The organism is Mesorhizobium huakuii, assembly GCF_030160235.1.
Classification (GTDB): domain Bacteria; phylum Pseudomonadota; class Alphaproteobacteria; order Rhizobiales; family Rhizobiaceae; genus Mesorhizobium; species Mesorhizobium huakuii.
Map to the genome: position 1 here is coordinate 58,622 of NZ_BSNY01000071.1, position 18,400 is coordinate 77,021.

The 18,400-nt window shown below is 61.9% G+C and carries 18 protein-coding genes and 1 pseudogene; 10 read left to right on the forward strand and 9 right to left on the reverse strand.

Annotation, left to right across the window (positions count from 1 at the left end; translation table 11 throughout):
• Positions 1–11: 11 nt before the first annotated feature.
• Complete coding sequence (locus QQK95_RS32485; RefSeq protein ID WP_284278619.1) at positions 12–1,265, reverse strand: multidrug efflux MFS transporter; 1,254 nt, start codon at positions 1,263–1,265, stop codon at positions 12–14.
• Positions 1,266–1,382: 117 nt separating this feature from the next.
• On the opposite strand from QQK95_RS32485, the gene QQK95_RS32490 reads away from it, so the two are divergent.
• Together QQK95_RS32490 and QQK95_RS32495 are read left to right on the forward strand one after the other, a co-directional pair.
• Entirely contained in the window at positions 1,383–2,048 is a 666-nt protein-coding gene (locus QQK95_RS32490; protein WP_284278622.1) for a GntR family transcriptional regulator, read from the forward strand.
• Between the two features lie 102 nt (positions 2,049–2,150).
• Complete coding sequence (locus tag QQK95_RS32495; RefSeq protein ID WP_010915577.1) at positions 2,151–2,411, forward strand: DUF982 domain-containing protein; 261 nt, start codon at positions 2,151–2,153, stop codon at positions 2,409–2,411.
• Positions 2,412–2,465: 54 nt separating this feature from the next.
• On the opposite strand, the gene QQK95_RS32500 is transcribed toward QQK95_RS32495, so the two are convergent.
• Entirely contained in the window at positions 2,466–2,612 is a 147-nt protein-coding gene (locus QQK95_RS32500; RefSeq protein WP_019857598.1) for a hypothetical protein, read from the reverse strand.
• A gap of 196 nt (positions 2,613–2,808) precedes the next feature.
• On the opposite strand from QQK95_RS32500, the gene QQK95_RS32505 reads away from it, so the two are divergent.
• Entirely contained in the window at positions 2,809–3,780 is a 972-nt protein-coding gene (locus QQK95_RS32505; RefSeq protein ID WP_284278626.1) for a glycosyl transferase family 90, read from the forward strand.
• 18 nt (positions 3,781–3,798) lie between these two features.
• Here QQK95_RS32505 and QQK95_RS32510 read toward each other — a convergent pair whose 3' ends face one another.
• Positions 3,799–4,842, reverse strand: coding sequence for an aldo/keto reductase (locus QQK95_RS32510; protein WP_284278627.1), 1,044 nt, complete (start codon positions 4,840–4,842; stop codon positions 3,799–3,801).
• A 269-nt stretch (positions 4,843–5,111) separates the two neighbouring features.
• On the opposite strand from QQK95_RS32510, the gene ppk2 reads away from it, so the two are divergent.
• On the forward strand, positions 5,112–6,032 hold the full coding sequence (gene ppk2, locus QQK95_RS32515) for a polyphosphate kinase 2 (RefSeq protein ID WP_044550210.1): 921 nt from the start codon (positions 5,112–5,114) through the stop codon (positions 6,030–6,032).
• A gap of 224 nt (positions 6,033–6,256) precedes the next feature.
• Here ppk2 and QQK95_RS32520 read toward each other — a convergent pair whose 3' ends face one another.
• The 4 genes and pseudogenes from QQK95_RS32520 to hemB form a co-directional block, all read right to left on the reverse strand.
• Positions 6,257–6,904 carry a dihydrofolate reductase family protein gene (locus tag QQK95_RS32520; RefSeq protein ID WP_284278810.1) on the reverse strand — a complete coding sequence of 216 codons (648 nt, stop codon included), beginning with the start codon at positions 6,902–6,904 and terminating at the stop codon, positions 6,257–6,259.
• Positions 6,905–7,158: 254 nt separating this feature from the next.
• Positions 7,159–7,305: pseudogene (locus tag QQK95_RS32525) on the reverse strand (glyoxalase superfamily protein); the annotation flags it as partial.
• Positions 7,306–7,524: 219 nt separating this feature from the next.
• On the reverse strand, positions 7,525–8,448 hold the full coding sequence (locus QQK95_RS32530; protein WP_284278630.1) for a cobaltochelatase CobT-related protein: 924 nt from the start codon (positions 8,446–8,448) through the stop codon (positions 7,525–7,527).
• A 39-nt stretch (positions 8,449–8,487) separates the two neighbouring features.
• Positions 8,488–9,519: a porphobilinogen synthase gene (hemB, locus tag QQK95_RS32535; RefSeq protein WP_284278632.1), complete on the reverse strand. Its 1,032-nt coding sequence runs from the start codon at positions 9,517–9,519 to the stop codon at positions 8,488–8,490.
• A 389-nt stretch (positions 9,520–9,908) separates the two neighbouring features.
• On the opposite strand from hemB, the gene QQK95_RS32540 reads away from it, so the two are divergent.
• Complete coding sequence (locus tag QQK95_RS32540; protein ID WP_284278633.1) at positions 9,909–11,855, forward strand: acyltransferase family protein; 1,947 nt, start codon at positions 9,909–9,911, stop codon at positions 11,853–11,855.
• A 235-nt stretch (positions 11,856–12,090) separates the two neighbouring features.
• Here QQK95_RS32540 and QQK95_RS32545 read toward each other — a convergent pair whose 3' ends face one another.
• Positions 12,091–12,912 carry a DUF2066 domain-containing protein gene (locus QQK95_RS32545; RefSeq protein ID WP_284278635.1) on the reverse strand — a complete coding sequence of 274 codons (822 nt, stop codon included), beginning with the start codon at positions 12,910–12,912 and terminating at the stop codon, positions 12,091–12,093.
• Between the two features lie 185 nt (positions 12,913–13,097).
• Between QQK95_RS32545 and QQK95_RS32550 the strand changes: the two genes are divergently transcribed.
• From QQK95_RS32550 to QQK95_RS32570, 5 genes are all read left to right on the forward strand, one after another.
• Positions 13,098–14,141, forward strand: a complete 1,044-nt coding sequence (locus tag QQK95_RS32550; protein WP_284278636.1) for an enoyl-CoA hydratase/isomerase family protein — start codon at positions 13,098–13,100, stop codon at positions 14,139–14,141.
• Positions 14,138–14,560 carry a DUF6163 family protein gene (locus tag QQK95_RS32555; protein WP_284278637.1) on the forward strand — a complete coding sequence of 141 codons (423 nt, stop codon included), beginning with the start codon at positions 14,138–14,140 and terminating at the stop codon, positions 14,558–14,560. The genes QQK95_RS32550 and QQK95_RS32555 overlap by 4 nt, the downstream gene beginning before the upstream one ends.
• 238 nt (positions 14,561–14,798) lie before the next feature.
• The gene (gene ldtR, locus QQK95_RS32560; RefSeq protein ID WP_008875359.1) at positions 14,799–15,314 is read left to right on the forward strand and encodes a transcriptional regulator LdtR; all 516 of its coding nucleotides are present in this window, start codon (positions 14,799–14,801) and stop codon (positions 15,312–15,314) included.
• 290 nt (positions 15,315–15,604) lie between these two features.
• On the forward strand, positions 15,605–15,925 hold the full coding sequence (locus QQK95_RS32565; protein WP_284278646.1) for a hypothetical protein: 321 nt from the start codon (positions 15,605–15,607) through the stop codon (positions 15,923–15,925).
• A 347-nt stretch (positions 15,926–16,272) separates the two neighbouring features.
• The gene (locus tag QQK95_RS32570; RefSeq protein WP_284278648.1) at positions 16,273–17,526 is read left to right on the forward strand and encodes a L,D-transpeptidase family protein; all 1,254 of its coding nucleotides are present in this window, start codon (positions 16,273–16,275) and stop codon (positions 17,524–17,526) included.
• A 60-nt stretch (positions 17,527–17,586) separates the two neighbouring features.
• Here QQK95_RS32570 and QQK95_RS32575 read toward each other — a convergent pair whose 3' ends face one another.
• Entirely contained in the window at positions 17,587–18,312 is a 726-nt protein-coding gene (locus QQK95_RS32575; protein ID WP_284278649.1) for a helix-turn-helix transcriptional regulator, read from the reverse strand.
• Between the last annotated feature and the right edge of the window lie 88 nt (positions 18,313–18,400).

An 18,400-nucleotide genomic window follows, 5' to 3' on the forward strand; every position in this document is an offset into this window, starting at 1 on the left:
TCTAAAGCCTCTCAGGACTCACTTGCTTCCAGCGCCATATGCCGTGCGCGCCGCGACTGGACAATCCAGTTGTAGACGGCGCCACCGGCCATCAGCGCCGATGTGCCGAGAAACACCGCCCGCATGCCGAAGTGACCGCCGACGAAGCCGCCGGTCAATGGTCCCGCAACCTGCCCGACATACTGCGCCGAGATCGCCAGGCCAAGCACATTGCCGCCGACGCCGTCCGGTATGTTGTGGCGGATGACGCTGGTGATGCAGGGCAGCAAGCCGCCGAGCGCCAGACCCATCAGGAAGCGAAGGCCGATCAGTTGCCAGCCATTGGTGACGAAGGCTTGCGGAATGAGCAGCAGGGCCGAGACGGCCAGCGCCCCGACGACGACGTTCCAGTGGCCGACGCGGTCAGCGAGCTTGCCGAGCCAGGACGCCGACAGGATGGTGCCCAGCGCCGCCGCCGACATGACCACGCCGGCGACCATCGTCACGCGGCTCGGATCCTCGATGAGCTGCTGCACATAGACGGTGATGATCGGCTCGATCGACATGTTGGCGAAGGCCAGCAGCATGCCTGTTATCAGCATGGCCACGACCGGGCGCTTGTCTGGAATCCGTGACCAGCCGCTTTTCGGCCTGGCGCCCGATTCCGCCTTTACCGGCTTCAGGCGCGGTGTCTCCTTGATGAGGAAGGTCGTTGCCAGGAAGGCAAGGAAGATGACGCCGCCGGACAGGAGGAAGGTGGCGCGAATGCCGATCACTGGCGGCAGCGCACCGCCAAGCAGGGGGCCGACCAGCGAGCCCGCCGTTATCCCCGCCGACAGGACGCCCAGCGCCCAGCCGGAACGGTCCTTGGGCGTCTGCATGGCCACCAATATGGTCGACCCCGAGGAATAGCCGCCGGCAAAGCCGATCAGCAGGCGCAGCAGCACCAGTTGCCAGACCGTCTCGACCATGCCCGTCAGCGACATGCAGATCGCCATGCCGAAGCTGGCGCGCACCAGCATCACCTTGCGCCCGTAGCGGTCGCCCAGCCGTCCCCACAACGGCGCGACCAAGGCCGCAGCGAAGAAGGTGGCGCCATAGGCGATGCCGGACCACTGTACGACGGCGGCATGGCCCTGCGCGCCGAGCTGTTCCACATAAAGCGGCAGGAAGGGCAACAGCAGGGTCATGGCGATAAGCGTGCTGAACGAGCCAGCGAAACAGACGGCGAGATTGCGCCGCCAGTGGATGTTGTAACCGCTTTGTTGGGTGTCTTCCTGTGTCATGTCCTGCCTGCTCGGCATCAGCGCTTGTTGCGGATACCGTTTTGGGATACCAAACTGGTATCCGTCATGAACGCCAACCCAGCCGCTGTCAATGCGGCTTCGGAACAAGGAAGCGCTATGTCGCAGATGCAGAATGTCGAACGGCAGTTGCGCGAGATGATCCTGGGGCTCGAGATCGGTCCGGGCGAGAAATTGACCGAGCGTTGGATCGAAGGCCGCTTCGGCGCCTCGCGCACGCCGGTCAGGGCGGCACTTCTGCGGCTGGAGACAGAGGGGCTGGTGGGCAGGGATGGCCGCGGCTGGACGGTATCGCCCATCAACCTTGCCGAGCTCGAGCAGATCGCGGTCTATCGCGAAGCGGTCGAGGTCGCGGCTGTGCGGCTGACATGCATGCACGCCGAAAGCAGCGCCATCGACGTCATCGAGGCGATGCTCGATTCCTGCGACGACAATACGCCGCGCGAGGAGTGGCATCGTGTCGGCATGGATTTTCATATCGAACTGGCGCGCCTGTCAGGCAACGAATTCCTGTTCAGGGCCGTGCGTGATGCCATGACGCGCCTGTCGCGCGCCCGCTGGCTGGAAGTGCGTGACGAAGCGGCCCTTGGCCGCGCCTGGGCCGAACACCGCGCCATTCTGGCCGCGGCACGCCTTGGCGATGCCGATGAAGCGGCCCGCCTGCTTTCCACCCACATCGTCGGCAGCCGCGACCGGCTGGTGACGTCGCTCGCCAATGACCGGCGCGGCCTTCGCGCCAGGGGATTTGCCGTCGTGGCTGCTTAGCACCACTGTAGGGCAGGGCGCTCGCCGGCAAAAACAGGCGACGCCTGACGCCAACCGCACTTTCGGCCTCGCTTCACGGACGCCGATGGCGTAAGAGCGGCAATGGAAAACAACCGATTTGAAACACCCGTGACCGTCAAGTCCGTCACGGCGGGAAGCACCCAGCTCTTGCGCACGGCCCGCGAGGCATCCGAATACCTGCTCAACAGCTGGCCCGGCAAGCGCAGTCCCAAGCATCGCGCGGCGCTGCAGGCCTGCCACGACGCGCTGGCCGGTGACAAGCCGGCCATGAACGCGCGGCGCGCCTTTATCGCCGCGGCGCGCGAAGTGGACGTTTTTGTCAGCGACAAGGCGCCCGCCTGACGCAGCGCGACATCCTGAGTTGAGGAAAGGCCCGCATATGCGGGCCTTTTGCCGTCATTCCGCCGTTTCGTTTTCGATCTCGGCCTCGGGCTTGGAACGTTCGCGCGCGGCAACCTTGGCCGCCAGCTTTTCGGCCTTCTTCGCCGCCTTCTGCCGGTCGCGTTCCTTGCGTTCCTGATCGTAGTTTGGTGCTCGCGCCATATCGGCTCCTTTTGACCTGCCTTGCGGCTCTGACCCTGCCTAGGAGCATTAGCCGTCAAACACAACAGCTGAAACGACAGTGCGCGGGCGCGGCCCCGGAGATCGGGGGGCTTGCCAGATCGGTGCCATAATGATGTAGGAAACGCGGGGCGCCAGCGTATTTGAGAGCTGCCCGTTTGTTTTGACCAAGTGAATCATGGCTACAATTGCGCGCACGTCGGCACGGGTTTTCTACTATGCGCGAAACGTCGTGCGCGATGTCATTCCACAAGCCCTGTTCCGCCGCAGACTGGCTGCTCGCCTGGAACAGGCCATGCTTTCCGACGAGGCGGCGCGGCGGCGGTTGAATTACTACAACAAGCTGCAGGATGGTTTCGCGCCAAGCGCCAATGCGGTGCGCATCAGCAAACTGCCCTTCACGCCGACCATGTACTATTATGACCTGAAGGAATTCGCCCGCTATTTCGATCCCGGATTGCTCATCGACATCGAATTCGGCGACGTCAGGAATGTGCCGAAGGTGCCGGCGATCGTGAAGGATCGGCCGATCCGTGACGACGACCAGAACGCGGTCATCATGAAGCTCGACAAGTTCCGTCACTTCCAGATGCCGGCTGACGCCATCTCGTTCGCCGACAAGTTGCCTATGGTGGTCTGGCGCGGTGATCTCAACAATCCGATCAGGACGCGGTTTCTGAAAGCGGTGTGCGACCTGCCATTCTGCGATGCCGGTTCGCACAAGCCGAACGCACCGGCCGAATACGCCAAGCCCTTTCTCAGCATCGGCCAGCACCAGCGCTACCGCTACATCGTCTCGCTCGAGGGCAATGACGTGGCGACCAACCTCAAATGGATCATGAGCTCGAAGTCGCTTTGCCTGATGCCGCCGCCGACATACGAGACATGGTTCGCGGAGCGGCAGCTCAAGGCCAATGTCCACTATGTACCGCTCGATCCGGATTTCGCCGATCTCGGCGAAAAGGTGCGCTATTTCGAACGGCATCCGGCGCAGGCCGAGCGCATCATCGCCGCGGCCAACGCCTATTGCCGGACATTTGCCAATGAGCGGGACGAGCAGGCGATATCGCTGCTCGTGCTCTACAAATATTTCGTGCTCAGCGGCCAGGTCGCACCCGATCCAGCACTCTGGCGCTTCATCGAGGGCTAGCGTGCCTCCGCCGGCTGGTCAGATGACGCTGCGATCGAGAACCATGTCGGCCGGGCCGAAGCGATCCTTTGCCGTCAATTGCTGGTGCCAATAGGGGTAGAGCACGGGCGGCCGGCTGACCGTGTCGAGGCGCTGGCGTTCCTCAAGGCTGAGCGCCAGGCTTGCGGCCGCGAGATTGTCCTTGAGCTGGGCATCGTTGCGGGCGCCGATCACCAGCGACGAGACTGCGGGGCGGCCGAGCAGCCAGGCAAGTGCCACCTGTGCGGCCGATACGCCGCGAGCCTTGCCGATCTCGACCAGCACTTCGACGATCCGCCAGAGCCGGTCCTCGTCGCGGATCGGCGGCTCGGACCAGCCGGCGAGTTGCCGCGCGGTCGGGCTGTCGCGGTGGTATTTGCCGGACAGCAGGCCGCCGGCAAGCGGGCTCCAGACCAGCACGCCCAGTCCCTGGTCGACCGAGATCGGCAGCAGTTCATATTCCGCCTCTCGCGCCTCCAGCGTGTAGTGGATTTGCTGGGTGACGAAGCGCTGCTGGTGACGGCTGTCGCTGACGGACAGCGCCTTCATCACCTGCCAGCCGGACCAGTTGGAGCAGCCGATATAGCGCACCTTGCCCTGGTTGACCAAAGTGTCGAGCGCCGCGACCGTTTCCTCGACCGGGGTAAGTCCGTCCCACTGGTGGACGAAATAGATGTCGATGACGTCGGTCTTCAGCCGCTTCAGGCTCTTCTCGCATTCGCGGATCAGGTGATGGCGCGACAAGCCTTCGTCGTTCGGTCCGCTGCCGATCCGCATGCGGGCCTTCGAGGCGATCAGCACGTCGTTCCTGCGCTTGCCGCCGAGCGCCTCGCCGATGATCTCCTCCGACAGGCCGTTCGAATAGACATTGGCGGTGTCGATGAGGTTGATGCCGGCGTCGATGCACATGTCGATCATGCGCTTGGCTTCGGCAAGATCGCTATTGCCGACCGCGGCGAAAGGCCCGGTGCCGCCGAAGGTCATGGTGCCCAAAGTCAGTGTCGAAACCTTCAGGCCGGAACGGCCAAGGGTGCGGTATTCCATATCAGTCCTCGCGATTGCGTTGAATTGGGGCAGGGCCAAAGGGCAGCCCGGAATGCGACGGGGATTTGTAGGACAATTCAGCCGGCTTGTCGCCATGCCATGGCGATGGATCGCTTGGACGTGGCGGCCGCTATCGCGCCCGGGCTGCAATAAAACCGTCACTGCCGGTCTATATTGAAGTCGGCTCAGGTGTTTCCCTTCCAGGCTGCCGGCCAGCAATTTGAGGCGCCGTACGGGAACCGACAGAGCTTGCAAGCGGAGCAGTGCAAATGACTGAGCTAAGACAGAATTCTCCCGCCAAGGACTGGCTCGAAGCCGAGCTCGCCGACACGCTCGACGAAGACTATGAGCTCGAAATGTCGGAACCGGCGCTGTCGATGGAGATCGCCAAGATCTACAAGAACGCGCATCCACCTTCGATCGACCGCATGCAATATTTCCGCGACCTGATCACCCTGCAGTCCGAATTGATAAAGCTGCAGTCCTGGGTCGCCTACCACAAGAAGAAGCTCGTTGTGATTTTCGAGGGCCGTGACTCCGCCGGCAAGGGCGGTGTCATCAAGCGCATAACCCAGCGGCTCAACCCGCGCATCTGCCGTGTCGTGGCGCTGCCCGCGCCGACCGAACGGGAGAAGTCGCAGTGGTACTTCCAGCGCTATGTCCCGCATCTGCCGGCAGGCGGCGAGATCGTGCTGTTCGACCGCTCCTGGTACAACCGCTCCGGCGTCGAGCGGGTGATGGGCTTTGCCGATGCCGGCCAGGTTGAGGAATTTTTCCGCGACGTTCCCGAGTTCGAGCGGATGCTGGTGCGCTCGGGCATCACCGTGGTCAAATACTGGTTCTCGATCACCGACGAGGAGCAGCAGATGCGCTTCCTGATGCGCATCCATGACCCGATGAAGCAGTGGAAACTGTCGCCGATGGATCTGCAGTCGCGCGTGCGCTGGGAGCAGTACACCAAGGCCAAGGAAGAGACCTTCGCCCGTACCAACATTCCCGAGGCGCCGTGGTTCATCGTCGAGGGCAACGACAAGAAGCGGGCGCGGCTGAACTGCATCGATCATCTGCTCAAGCAGATGCCGTATGAAGAGGTGCCGCACGAGGAGATCACGCTGCCGGAACGCGTCTTCAATCCCGAATACGAGCGCCAGACGCTGCCGCGCGAGCTTTACGTGCCGGAGAAGTATTGAGGGGTTCTTCCTTCTCCCCGTTTCACGGGGAGGTGAGGAGTGGTCTGCGCAGCAGGCGAAAAACCAACTGCTTGGCCTTTCGAACGCCGAACGCCGAAGGGCGGATGAGGGGCGGCGCTGGCGTTGATGAATTTATTGCCATCGGATGCTCTAACCTCCAAACGTCGGCGCCGCCCCTCATTGCCCTGCCGGGCATTTCTCCCGGTAGAACGGGGAGAAAGAGGCTAACCCCGCTTGATCACCACATGCGTGGCAAGCGCCGTCGCCACCTGCTCGGTGCATTGATAGCCGAGCTTCAGCATGTCCAGGCCGGCAAAGAGATGCTCACCCTTGCCAAGCAACACCGGCGAGATTGCCAGATGCATCTCGTCGATCAATCTCTCCTGCAGATATTGCCGGATGGTGGAGACGCCGCCGCCGACCCGCACATCCTTGCCGCCGGCCGCCGCCTTCGCCTGCTCGAGCGCCGAACGAATGCCGTCGGTCACAAAATAAAAGGTCGTGCCGCCTTCCATCGTGATCGGCGCCCGCGCGTGGTGCGTCAGCACGAAAACGGGCACATGGTAGGGAGGGTTTGCGCCCCACCAGCCCTTCCAGCTGTCGTCAGGCCATTCGCCGCGGATCGGCCCGAACATGTTGCGGCCGAGGATCCAGGCGCCCAGATTTTCGAAACTGCGCGCCGCGAACGCCTCGTTGACATCGGTGGTGCCGCCATCTTGTCCGCGCACCATCTTGCGGAAGGTTGGGGTATCAACAAACCACTTGTGCAAGGATTCCCCGCCGACGCCGAGCGGATTTTGCAGATCCTGATCGGGACCGGCGCCGTAGCCGTCGAGCGACAGGGTGAATGCGTTGACACGCAGCATGGACATGAAAGCCTCCTCGATAACCGGTTGTGTTTCGCAAGCGGTTGTTTTGTAGCAAACCGATTGCGAATTGCAAGTGCTATTTTCCAGGGCGAGAAGGCAGATAGGTGAACCTCGCCTCCAAACGAGATCCGCATTGTTCGTGACGAGCGGTTTGAATGGCAACCGGCGGTCGCCGGAACGGCCGCCGCATCGGCTCATTCGCCAGTGAGTTCCATGAAGCGGATATGGTTGCTGAAGGGGGCGATGACCTCGACAGTCTTCGCCGACAGGATATTCCAGGTCGCCAATCCGAACTGGCGCGCGACGATCTCCAGCGCCTCGCTGTGGCTGATCGTCAGATCGCGGGCGGCAAGCGCCTGCCGCATGGCTTTCGCCATGGTCCTGGCATCGCCATAGGCAAGCATGTCCGTTTCCTCCGGTCACGGCGAAGTCAACGTCAGTGCCCGCATTGCCGCCGCCTTCGCCCGACGGTGAAACGGGTCAGGAAGCATCCTCTGGAGGCGTTCGCCATACCTCGTGGCGAGGTGCGGGCTGCCGGCCGCCTCCGGCCGTGCCCATATACTAGCCGCGCTCCACACCGCTTGTCAGCGGAAAATGGCGATGCCTGTGCCGCGCCATTCAACTCACGATCGAGGCGTTCGGTCTTGGCCCTGCGTATTCTGGCTAGTGATCAAACGAGCACGCAAAAGAGCGAGCATCGCACCGGCGAGATCATAAGGAATCTTGCAATGCGCAGACACCCGATAGTAGCGCTCGGCGGAAAAGCCCAGGCCAATAGCCAACAGTTCGATGTCGCCGGCTGCTTCAAGTTCTCCAATCACCTGCAAAAGATGGTCGTGCAGATAGTGTGTCCCGTTTGCCAGAAGCGTCGCGTCGTCGACAGGTGCTCCGTCGGAAACAACGAGTAGAATTTTGCGAGCTTCAGGACGCTCCCGCAGGCGTCCGCTGGCCCATTCGATGGCTTCGCCATCGATGTTCTCCTTGGGTAGATCGGGTCTCAGCATCGGCTGAAGCGCAACACCCATGCTGCTCTGGCGGTTGTCCGTAGCATCCCTGTAGATGACATGAAGCAGATCGTTCAGCCTTCCAGGATTGGGCGGGCGGCCGTCATCATTCCAGATGCGCCTCGATTGACCGCCCCGCCAGCCGCAAGTCGTGAAGCCCAAGAGTTCGACCTTGATGCCGAGTGTGCTCAAGAACTCCTGCACGATGTCGGCGGATGCCGCGGCGTACAGCATTTTTTGGCCGCGCATGGAACCAGACTGATCGAAGAGAATGGAAATAGCCGTATCGCGGAGGCCCGATTCCGGTACGCGGTCACGGATTTCTGCGGCCATGTCTGCAGCCAAGATCAGGTTCTTCGTCTTCCAGCCCGTGAGGCCGCTTAGCAACTCTGCCCAGGCGCTATCCAGGGCCGATTTGTCCTTGTCCGAAAGGCGACCGATCGCGCTGGACAGCTTGGTGCTGGGGACAGTCCAGTCATGGAGCGTAACGTAAGCATGATACCCGGGCGTGTGGATGTCGCCACGTGGTTTGGGGTTGAACATCGATCTGAAGTGCTTGCCCAGCCTCCGGAGCAATGCCTGCTATCCCTTCAGCATTTCAGCCACTTCGGGCGCGAAATAGGTCAGGATACCGTCGCAGCCGGCGCGCTTGAAGGCGAGAAGCGATTCCAGCATCGCCTTCTCGCCGTCGATCCAGCCATTGGCGCCGGCCGCCTTGATCATTGAATATTCGCCCGACACCTGGTAGGCGAAGGTCGGCATCTGAAATTCGTCCTTCAGCCGGCGGATGATGTCGAGATAGGGCAGCCCGGGCTTGACCATCAGCATGTCCGCGCCCTCGGCGATGTCCTGCTCGGCCTCGCGCACCGCCTCGTCCGAATTGGCGTGGTCGATGTAATAGGTCTTCTTGTCGCCCTTGAGCAGGCCGGCGGTGCCGACCGCCTCGCGATAGGGGCCGTAGAAAGCCGAGGCGAACTTCGTCGCATAGGACATGATCGCGACGTCCTGAAAGCCGTTGGCGTCGAGCGCGTCACGGATGGCGCCGATGCGGCCGTCCATCATGTCGGACGGCGCGATGATGTCGGCGCCGGCCGCTGCCTGGATTACGGCCGCCGCCGCGACCTGTTCGACTGTTTCGTCGTTGACGATGATGCCGTCGCGCAGGATGCCGTCATGGCCGTGGCTGGTGAACGGGTCCAGCGCCGCGTCGGTGATGATGCCGATCCCGGGCACCGCGTCCTTGATCGCGCGGGTGGCGCGGTTGATGATGTTTGCCGGGTCGAGGATGTGCGAGCCGGTCTGGTCGCGCAGGGCCAGTTCGACATTGGGGAAGGTGGCGAGTGCCGGAATACCGAGCTTGGCCGCGCGTTCGGCCTCCTTGACGGCAAGATCGACCGACAGGCGGAAGACGCCAGGCATCGCGGCGATCGGCTCGCGCACATTCCTGCCCTCGACGACGAAGATCGGCCAGATCAGGTCGTCGACCGAAAGCCGGTTCTCCCGCACCAGACGGCGCGACCAGTCTGCCTTGCGCATGCGGCGCAAGCGGCGGCTGCCGGTGACGTCATCGACGCTGCGCGCGCCGGCTGGCTTTGTCGGGGTGAATTTGTTCATGGCCAATACTCCGGATCAGCGGGTTTTATCACGAGCCCCTGCCGCTGACCAATGCGACACGATTGTGCCAGGCCGAAGCCGCCAGTCTCCCCCTCTTGGAGTAGCGCGCAAAGTCGTTGGCACCTCTGCGCAACTTCACTGGGCAGTAGATTGCGCGGCTTGAACCACCCTTCAAATGTGATTTGCACAGCCGCCGCGTAGCCCCCCGTAGGCTTTGGCATGGCCGCCCAGCGATATGACCTCAGGAGAAGCGCGGGACTGATCGAGGCGGCATTCGGTAGGCCGATGCTCGGGTTCTCACCGATATTTTCGCGTCGTTTGCCGACACCGCTGCCGATCGTGTAAACGGCTTGTGGATCGCAAAATGGCCAACCTTGGGGGAATTTCTCTTGGCTGCCGAGGCAGTACTTATAACGAGCCATAAAAGGCTCGCACAGGTGACGCTCGTCCGTCGACCGGAAATCGACGGGCTTCGGGCCGTAGCTATCGTACCTGTGCTGCTCTTTCATGCGGGCTTCGATGGCTTCGCGAACGGCTATCTCGGCGTTGATATCTTCTTCGTCATCAGTGGTTACCTGATAACTGGGCTGCTGCTGGATGAGCGCCGCCGGACCGGCTCCATTTCTATTGTCAGTTTTTATGAGCGTCGGGTGCGCCGGATCGTGCCCGCATTGGTGATCGTCGTCGCCTCGTCTGCCCTCGGCGCATGGTTTATATTGACGCCTATTCGGATGGAGGAATTCGCGGGGTCGGTGATCGCCGCCTTTACCTTCAGCGCCAACTTTTGGTTTCTGGCGCAGACGCACTACTTTTCCACCTCGGCAGACCAGCAGCCTCTGCTCCATCTCTGGAGCTTGGGCGTCGAAGAACAATTTTACGTGCTGTTTCCGCTGCTCTTTGTGTTCGCCACAGAAGCGGCGGACAGGGTGCTCATCATCGCAATCGTGGGATTTGCCCTGGCTTCGCTTGCGGGAGGCCAGATGGTTTCGACGACATCGCCTGACGCCGCATTCTTTCGCCCGGACACCCGAACATGGGAACTGCTCATAGGCTCGGCCTGTGCGTTCGTGACAGCAAAGCATGTCCCCTATCGAGAAACTGTGGCGATCATCGGCAGCAGCCTGATCGGACTTTCCCTCTTTGTGCTTCCAGGCCCCGTGGCTCCAAATTTTCTAGCGGTTCCTGTGTGCGCCGGAACGGCTATGGTGCTTGTGTCGGCCACGGCCACCAGCGGCGTTGGAAGGGCGCTCGCTGCACCGGGGATCGCCCATTTAGGGCTGATTTCCTACTCACTGTACCTTTGGCACCAACCCCTTTTGGCTCTGGCCAGAATCCAACAGATGGGCGCACTTTCGCCCGCAATTACGTGTGCGATCCTGCTGCTTAGTTTCGCCTTGGCCACCGTCACCTGGCTTTTCGTTGAGACCCCCTTCCGCGACCGGAAGCGGTTCACTCGACCTACCATATTTGCAGCTGGCAGCGCGGCTGCTATTGCACTGATCAGTTTCGGAATTGGTGGCAACGCGACGGCCGGATATTCTTTCCGCTATGGCGAACTGGCCGGCAGGTATTTCGAAGCCCTCGGCAAGCTCGACGACGAAGTCAGCACGCGGAGTAGGGCGATCGGCATGGGCGTGTGCCACTTCCGTGCCGACATGAGCCCGCCGATCGACCAATTCCTCCGCGATTGGAAATGCATAGGCTCGGGCAACGGCGCATCGATACTCGTGATCGGCGACAGTCATGCCGCCGACAAGGCCGCGGCATTCAAACTCAACGGCGTTGAAGTTGCCCAGATGACAGTGGCCGGCTGCTCTTCAGTTCCTAGCCTCATGACTGCGGATTGCCGCCAGATATTCGATTGGGTCAAGGAATACGCTAGAATTCACAAATTCCGCGATCTCGTTATCGCGAACAAGCAGTATCCGAACGTCTACACCCCAGAGCAGATCGATGGAGCGTTGCGATTCTGGCAGCCGCTGGGGGCCCGAATATTCTGGTTCAGCGACATGCCGCAATTTGTCGACATCGAAGACTGGAAGGCGAAAAACCTAGTTGCCAATGGCGACGCATCGAAGGGCGCCATACCTGTGACCCTCGCCGAGGCAAAGGCCAGTTTTGAGACCATGCACAGTCAGGAGAACGGACGCTTCACGACGGTCGATTCCAGTCGGCTGTTTTGCGCCATATCGTGGCAAAGCGACTGCGCACCCTACGTCGATGGTCAGGGCTGGGTAGCAGCGGCCGGTGGCCATCTAACGGCGGTAGGCGCCTACTTCTTCGGTCGCCAAATTCTAAACGATCCTGATTTCAGCCTGGAGCTTCGGAGCCGCTAGGGCCGTTCACCATTTCACGGAAACGGCAAACGTCTCTAACTCTTTGTTTTGACGCAATTCTCTAGGGAAAGCGCTACGCGCTTTTCCCGGGAAAACCGCTGACACTTTTCCTGGAATTGCTCGAGGGCCAGTATGCGTCGTCTCTGAAGTCGGCCGGGATAGGGTTCATGTCCTTGGGAATGCGGGCTGCGAAGATGTGGCGGCTCGCCGAGCTTGTCCCGCCCCGCCCATCCGGTCAAGGCTGGCCATTGCCGGAAAGAATCCGTGCCGCGCCTCCGATTGCCACACGGAACGCATCGTCGAAGCTGACGCCGCGTACCTGCCAGCGATAGGTCTTGCCGTGATCGGCCAGTCGCCAGTCGGCGATCCAGCCGAGCTCCTTGTCGCTCCATACGATGCTGCCGGCGAGCGCTTGTGCGCCACCGGCCCGTTTGGCCAGCAGATCCAGCCTTGCCATGTCGTTGGTGCGCAGCCCTTTTTCGCCCAGCTCGGCCAGTTGTGCCGCCTTCGGAAACACGACATGCATCAACAGCGGATCGGTGGCATTGGCGAAAGACTCGCGCATCGTCTTGCCACGCTCTTCCTCGGCGCTGAGCGCGAAATGCCTCGCGCCCTGTTCGACGGTGAGAAAGACGGCAAGCGTTGGCCGCTCGCCAAGCCAGGGCTTGCCGCCGAGCTGCGCGAGCAGCTTGTTGACCGTGGCGGGCTTGTAGAGACAGGTCAGATCATGCGGCCGGTCATGCGTGCCTTGCTCGTCATGGATCGGAATGCCCTCCAGCCGGTCGTGGTAGCGGAAGGTCTCGACGAAATCGCCAGCCTTGTCCCGCAGAGCCGCCATTTCGGGTTTCTCAAGCAGGCGTTGATCGCCTGAAACCCTGACCAGGACCCGGTCCAGGCAATCCTTGAAGCCTATCTGGCGGTTCACCTCGCCCTGGCCGGTGACGATGGTCCGCGATTGGTAGAGATCGTCGGTCGTGATGGCGAATGCAGCACAAGGCGCCAGGCCAGCGATCACGACCCCGATCGTCAAAAACACCGCACGAAGAAATCCGGGCATGGCCAACTGTTCCCCGACGCCGTCTGTGCGCGATATCGGCGCATCGCTGGCAACGGCGGCGATCTTCGTAGCATCGGCCGCCGCCGGTCGCCAAGACCACGGCGCGGAGGCCGCTGCCATTGACGCACCCATGCGCCGCCTTTAGCACTTCAGTCCCGCAGGCGCGGGGGAGGGATTCTCTGGCGATGGATTTTGATGGAGGCGACGAAATTCGCTTCGAGCGCTTGGGCAGGGCCGGTGTCGTCACGCTGACGCGGCCGCAGGCGCTCAATGCCGTCACCCATCGCATGGTCAAGGCGCTGGGCAAGGCCCTGCATGCCTGGGAGCGTGACGACGGCGTGGACCTTGTCCTGGTCAAGGCGGAGGGCAGGGCGTTTTCGGCCGGAGGCGACATCCTGCACATCTATCAGGCCGGCCGGGCTGGAAAAGCGCCGGTCGAGTTCTTCGCCGACGAGTATAGGCTCAACGCCCATATCAACAGCTTCAAGAAGCCGTATGTGGCGCTCATCGACGGCATCGTCATGGGCGGCGGCGTCGGTATTTCCTTTCACGGCTCGCACCGGGTGATGACCGAGAATGCCCAGTTCGCCATGCCGGAGGTCGGCATCGGCTTTTTCCCTGATGTCGGCGCCAGCCATCTGCTGCCCGACCTTGGCGGCTCCTTCGGCATGTATCTGGCCTTGACCGGCAACCGCATCCGCCATGGCGATGCGCTGTGGTCGGGGCTGGCCACCCACACCATCAAGGCCGAAGACCAGGCCAGCTTTCTTGATCGGCTGGTGCTGACCGGCGATCCGGAATCTGTGCTGCGTGGTTTCTTCGTCCCGGCAAAGCGGGAGACCGACAGGGCGGCGCTGGAAGCAATCTCCCGCCATTTCGCTCAGCCGTCGCTCCAGGATGTCATCGACAGCCTGGACCGCGCGGCGGGCGCCGACGAATTCGCGGCAAGGACGCTGGCGACGATGCGCACGCGCTCGCCGACCAGCCTTCACGTCGCCTGGCGGCAGATCTGCGCCGGGCAGACCTTGTCGATGGACGAGTGCATGAAGATGGAGTTCCGAATCCTCAACCGCATGCTTGCCGGCCACGATTTCTATGAAGGCATCCGCGCCGCCATCATCGACAAGGGATCTAAGCCGCAATGGCGGCCGGCAAGCCTCGACGCGGTCGGCGAGGCGGATGTCGAGGCCTATTTCGCCCCGCTAGGCGAACGGGAACTCGAGCTATGAGCGAGGTGACGTCGAGACGCGTCGTGCTGCAGCCCTCGACGGTCGAGGTGATCTTTGCCTGGTTCCAGCGCGTCATCGCGGGCTACTGCCTGCTGTTCGGCATCCTCTACTGGATCAAGCTGATCGGCTTCTATCCTGGCCCGCTGTGGCGCTTCGACCTGATGCCGGTGCACTGGCAGGTGGCGGCGGTGGTGCTCGCCGTGTTTTTCCCCTTTGCCGCGGCGGGGTTGTGGATGCTGGCCTCGTGGGGCCCCGTGATCTGGTTCATCTGCGCGATCACCGAGACCGTCATGTATGCCGGTTTCCCCGAGCTTTTCGGCCATCGGCTGCTGATAGTCATCTCGCATGCGGCGGTGGCGCTGCTCTATATCGTCTTTCGCGTCGTCATCTGGCTGCAGAAACGCCCCATCAGGCACTAAGCCGTTGAGGGCATTGACGACTTGGCAAACGCTCGGATTGAGCCCTGCGATGACTGCCTAAGCCTTTAGGTTAATTATCCTTACTCGGGTGACCGTTCGTTAAGCCTCTTCCGAAACCTCTTACCGGTAAGCTCTTGTTAGCCCTAGCGTTTAAGTCGAATTTTATGAGTATTCGATAGTGTCGCGATCAAGGTGAAAAACAAAAAATCACCAGGGCGACAAACGAGAGGCAAAGACAATGATCAATTCGCGTCCGGCGGCGAAGACCGCCAACGTTTCCGACGACCGCCGCGAGGCTATCCGCTCGCTGTACATGGAATCGCTGCAACTCGTCGAGCGGCTGCACCGCCGTCTGCTTGATGTGATCAAGGACGAATTCGACCGCAATGGCCGTTCCGACATCAACGCCATCCAGGCGCTGCTGCTCTTCAACATCGGCAATTCCGAGCTGACCGCCGGCGAGCTGCGCTCGCGTGGCTACTATCTCGGCTCGAACGTCTCCTACAACCTGAAGAAGCTGGTCGATCTCGGCTTCATCAACCACCAGCGCTCGCGCATCGACCGTCGTTCGGTCCGCGTCTCGCTGACCCCGAAGGGCAACGAGGTGGCCGAGGTCGTCGCCGGTCTCTATGAGCGCCATGTCGGCTCGATCGAGCAGGTCGGCGGCATCAACACCGACGAGTTCAAGCAGATGAATCGTGCCTTGCAGCGGCTCGACCGCTTCTGGAACGACACCATCGCCTACCGGATGTAAGCCATCCACGAACGGCAGCCGCGCCGCAGAAGCACGGCCCGAACAGCGACCTTCAGTCAGGGGCCGGTGCCGAAAAGCACCGGCTCTTTTTCTTGTCGTGGACAGCCGGCAGTTCGGGTGGCCCGTCGCTTGACCGATGCAGCACCTGAAGCCGGCAAGCGGCGGCTTCCGCTGCACGCTTTGTTTTCGCCTTCACAATGCCTAATGTCGCCAAGAAAGGGGCCATGATGGGTCGGAGGAGCTGCTGCAAAATCTGTTCGGTTGCCGCGGTGCTCATGCTGGCACCGGGAATGGCCTCCGCGCAGGAGTGGTGGAAAGATTCCTTCGCCATCGAAGGCAGCAGCCCCTGCGACAACAATGATTCCAGGGTGACCTTCACCGACAAGTCGGTGGACATGTGGGAAGTTGGATGCACCCTCGACAGGGTCCAGAAGCTCAGGGGCCTGGACGCCGTCATCCTGGACATGACCTGCTCGGATGATGAGCAGAGTGTCGAGAAGAGACGCGCGCTGTTGCTCAAGCTCGATGACAACAAGATATTGCGGTATCCCGAGTACCAGGTGCTGCAACGGTGTTCGGAGCTGGAGGCCAAGACCGGGTCAAAGCCCTGATCCTGCCGATAGAACAGTGCGGCTCCCGGGCGCTGCATTCCCACTATGACGCCGCGGCGATGACGCGGCTCATGGTCAGGTACCGAAAAAGCACGCACATTTCTTTTCGTGCGGGCGGCCGAAGCAAATTGCGGGCCAAGGCCACGTTGCCGCCATATTCCAATGGAACCGAGGATGCCGGTGATGCTGTGGTCAAGGCCGTGCGTTCACCCGGAACTTGTATCGTGCGTCGCGCGTTTGTAGCCGAACCGATGCGGACATGGTTGGCTAATTGTTAAGATTGCCAACTCTAGAGTGCGGGCAAAATCGCCCCTTGATCGAATGCTACAGGAATGTCTGGAACGTCCATGAGAACCAGCCGCCGTTTTTTCCTTTCCGGAGCCTCGTTGCTCGCCGCCGCCATGGTGGCCGGCCGTGCGAGCGCGCAGGATGTGATCGGGGATATCCTGAAATCCTCGGCCCGCGGCAATTGGGACGACCAGTTTGACGCCCGCGCCAGCGAAGGCGGCAAGGTGGCCTCGACGCTGCCGATCTTCAGCCCGCAGACCGTTGCGTTCACCGAGCAGGCGGTCGCGCAGTATCAGAATATTGTCGGGCAGGGCGGCTGGGTAGAAGTTCCCGCGACAAAGAAACTGGAACTCGGCGTCGATGACCCGGACGTGGTGCCGTTGCGCAAGCGCCTGATGGTCGCGGGCGATCTGTCGCAGAGCGCCGGCATTTCGACGGCCTTCGATTCCTATGTCGACTCGGCGGTCAAGCGGTTCCAGTTGCGCCATGGCTTGCCTGCTGACGGCTCCATGGGCAAATACACCTATGCGGCGATGAATGTTTCGGCGCAGGTTCGGCTCGGCCAGTTGCAGACCAATCTGCAGCGGCTGAAGGAGAAGGCCGGCACGCTGGGCAGCCGTTACGTGCTGGTCGACATTCCGGCCGCCCAGATCGAGGCGGTCGAGAATGACCGTGTCGTGCTGCGCCACACCGCTATCGTCGGCAAGATCGATCGCCAGACGCCTATCGTCAATTCCAAGATCAACGAGATCATCGTCAATCCGTACTGGAACGCGCCGGTCTCGATCGTGCGCAAGGACATCATTCCGTTGATGCGGAAGGATCCCAACTATCTGAAGAACAGCCATATCCGCCTGTTCGCGCCGGATGGCAGCGAGGTCGATCCGATGAATGTCGACTGGTCGACGGATGATGCGGCCAAGTACAGGTTCCGCCAGGATCCCGGTTCGGAAAACGCCATGGCGTCGGTCAAGATCAACTTCCCGAGCCCGGACGGCGTCTACATGCACGACACGCCGCAGCAGAGCCTGTTCGGCAAGATGATGCGCTTCGATTCCTCGGGCTGCGTGCGCGTCCAGAACGTGCGCGATCTCGTCACATGGATCCTGCGCGACACGCCCGGCTGGGACCGCCAGCATTTCGAGGCCGCGATCAAGACCGGCCAGAACACGCCGATCCAGGTCACCAACCCGGTACCGGTGCACTTCCTCTATCTCTCGGCCTGGTCGACCGGACCCGGCGTCGTCCAGTTCCGCGACGACGTATACGCGCTGGACGGCGCCAGCGAACTGCAGATCACATCTTCGCTCTAAACGATTGATAATCTTGATGAAAGGCCGCTCGAAGGGGCGGCCTTTTGTTTGCGGGGAGCGTTAGATCAGCCGCTGGTTGACCAGCCGCGCCACCGCTTGCGCGCGGTTGACGGCACCGAGTTTGCGCCTGGCATTGTCGACATGGAAGCGCACCGTCGCTTCGGCAATGCCGAGAATGACCGAGATTTCCCAATCCGTCTTGCCTTCGGCGACAAGCGCCAGGTTGTCGCGCTCGCGCACCGTCAACCGCACGGTGGCGGTGGGCGGGGGCGTCGTCAGGCTCATCAGCCGTTCCGTCAGCACGAGGCCGGCCATCTGGATGGCAAAGCTCTCTTCATCCGTGAAGTCGCGTTTTTGGAAGCCGAGATGCAGCGAGGCTATGGCGCCGTCTGCGCCATAGGAGGTGGAACACAGGGCGTCGTTGATCGCGGCTTCGCCGAGCGCCTCCCAGTAGGTACCAAACTGCGCGCTGCCGCGCGGGGCAAAGTCGGAGAAGCGGTAGCGCGTGCGGCTTTCGCGGATAGCGCCCAGCAGCGGATTGCACTCGAAGCAGACATAGTCGAATGCCGGGCTGCCCGGCCAGTCCGCCGGCGCCAGTCGCGTGATGAAGCCGCCGGCCGCCCAATGGCTGGCCGATGTCAGCGTCGCTGTCGGTCTTCGGTAGAGGCGGGTCTGCAGATAGGAAGCGCCGAAGCTTTCCATTGCCGCGAAATAAGCGGTGCTCGCTTCCTCGGCCGTTTCCGACGCCAGCGCCGGTTCGGCATGTGCCATGATCCGTGACAGCATCGATCGAACCCCCGTTCGCCAGCCGTGATGCAGCGTGGCACAGCCGTATGTCAGCCGCAAGGCAGCAGCCCGGTGCAAGCCGTCAGTC

Bases quoted from the DNA above. Each gene is read 5' to 3' on its own strand.
- QQK95_RS32505 (WP_284278626.1), top strand. From the start codon at position 2,809: ATGGCTACAATTGCGCGCACGTCGGCACGGGTTTTCTACTATGCGCGA.
- QQK95_RS32555 (WP_284278637.1), top strand. From the start codon at position 14,138: ATGAGCGAGGTGACGTCGAGACGCGTCGTGCTGCAGCCCTCGACGGTC.
- QQK95_RS32510 (WP_284278627.1), bottom strand. From the start codon at position 4,842: ATGGAATACCGCACCCTTGGCCGTTCCGGCCTGAAGGTTTCGACACTG.
- QQK95_RS32485 (WP_284278619.1), bottom strand. From the start codon at position 1,265: ATGACACAGGAAGACACCCAACAAAGCGGTTACAACATCCACTGGCGG.
- QQK95_RS32565 (WP_284278646.1), top strand. From the start codon at position 15,605: ATGGCCTCCGCGCAGGAGTGGTGGAAAGATTCCTTCGCCATCGAAGGC.
- ldtR (WP_008875359.1), top strand. From the start codon at position 14,799: ATGATCAATTCGCGTCCGGCGGCGAAGACCGCCAACGTTTCCGACGAC.
- hemB (WP_284278632.1), bottom strand. From the start codon at position 9,519: ATGAACAAATTCACCCCGACAAAGCCAGCCGGCGCGCGCAGCGTCGAT.
- QQK95_RS32575 (WP_284278649.1), bottom strand. From the start codon at position 18,312: ATGCTGTCACGGATCATGGCACATGCCGAACCGGCGCTGGCGTCGGAA.
- QQK95_RS32495 (WP_010915577.1), top strand. From the start codon at position 2,151: ATGGAAAACAACCGATTTGAAACACCCGTGACCGTCAAGTCCGTCACG.
- QQK95_RS32490 (WP_284278622.1), top strand. From the start codon at position 1,383: ATGTCGCAGATGCAGAATGTCGAACGGCAGTTGCGCGAGATGATCCTG.
- QQK95_RS32550 (WP_284278636.1), top strand. From the start codon at position 13,098: ATGGATTTTGATGGAGGCGACGAAATTCGCTTCGAGCGCTTGGGCAGG.
- QQK95_RS32500 (WP_019857598.1), bottom strand. From the start codon at position 2,612: ATGGCGCGAGCACCAAACTACGATCAGGAACGCAAGGAACGCGACCGG.
- QQK95_RS32545 (WP_284278635.1), bottom strand. From the start codon at position 12,912: ATGCCCGGATTTCTTCGTGCGGTGTTTTTGACGATCGGGGTCGTGATC.
- ppk2 (WP_044550210.1), top strand. From the start codon at position 5,112: ATGACTGAGCTAAGACAGAATTCTCCCGCCAAGGACTGGCTCGAAGCC.
- QQK95_RS32520 (WP_284278810.1), bottom strand. From the start codon at position 6,904: ATGTCCATGCTGCGTGTCAACGCATTCACCCTGTCGCTCGACGGCTAC.
- QQK95_RS32530 (WP_284278630.1), bottom strand. From the start codon at position 8,448: ATGTTCAACCCCAAACCACGTGGCGACATCCACACGCCCGGGTATCAT.
- QQK95_RS32570 (WP_284278648.1), top strand. From the start codon at position 16,273: ATGAGAACCAGCCGCCGTTTTTTCCTTTCCGGAGCCTCGTTGCTCGCC.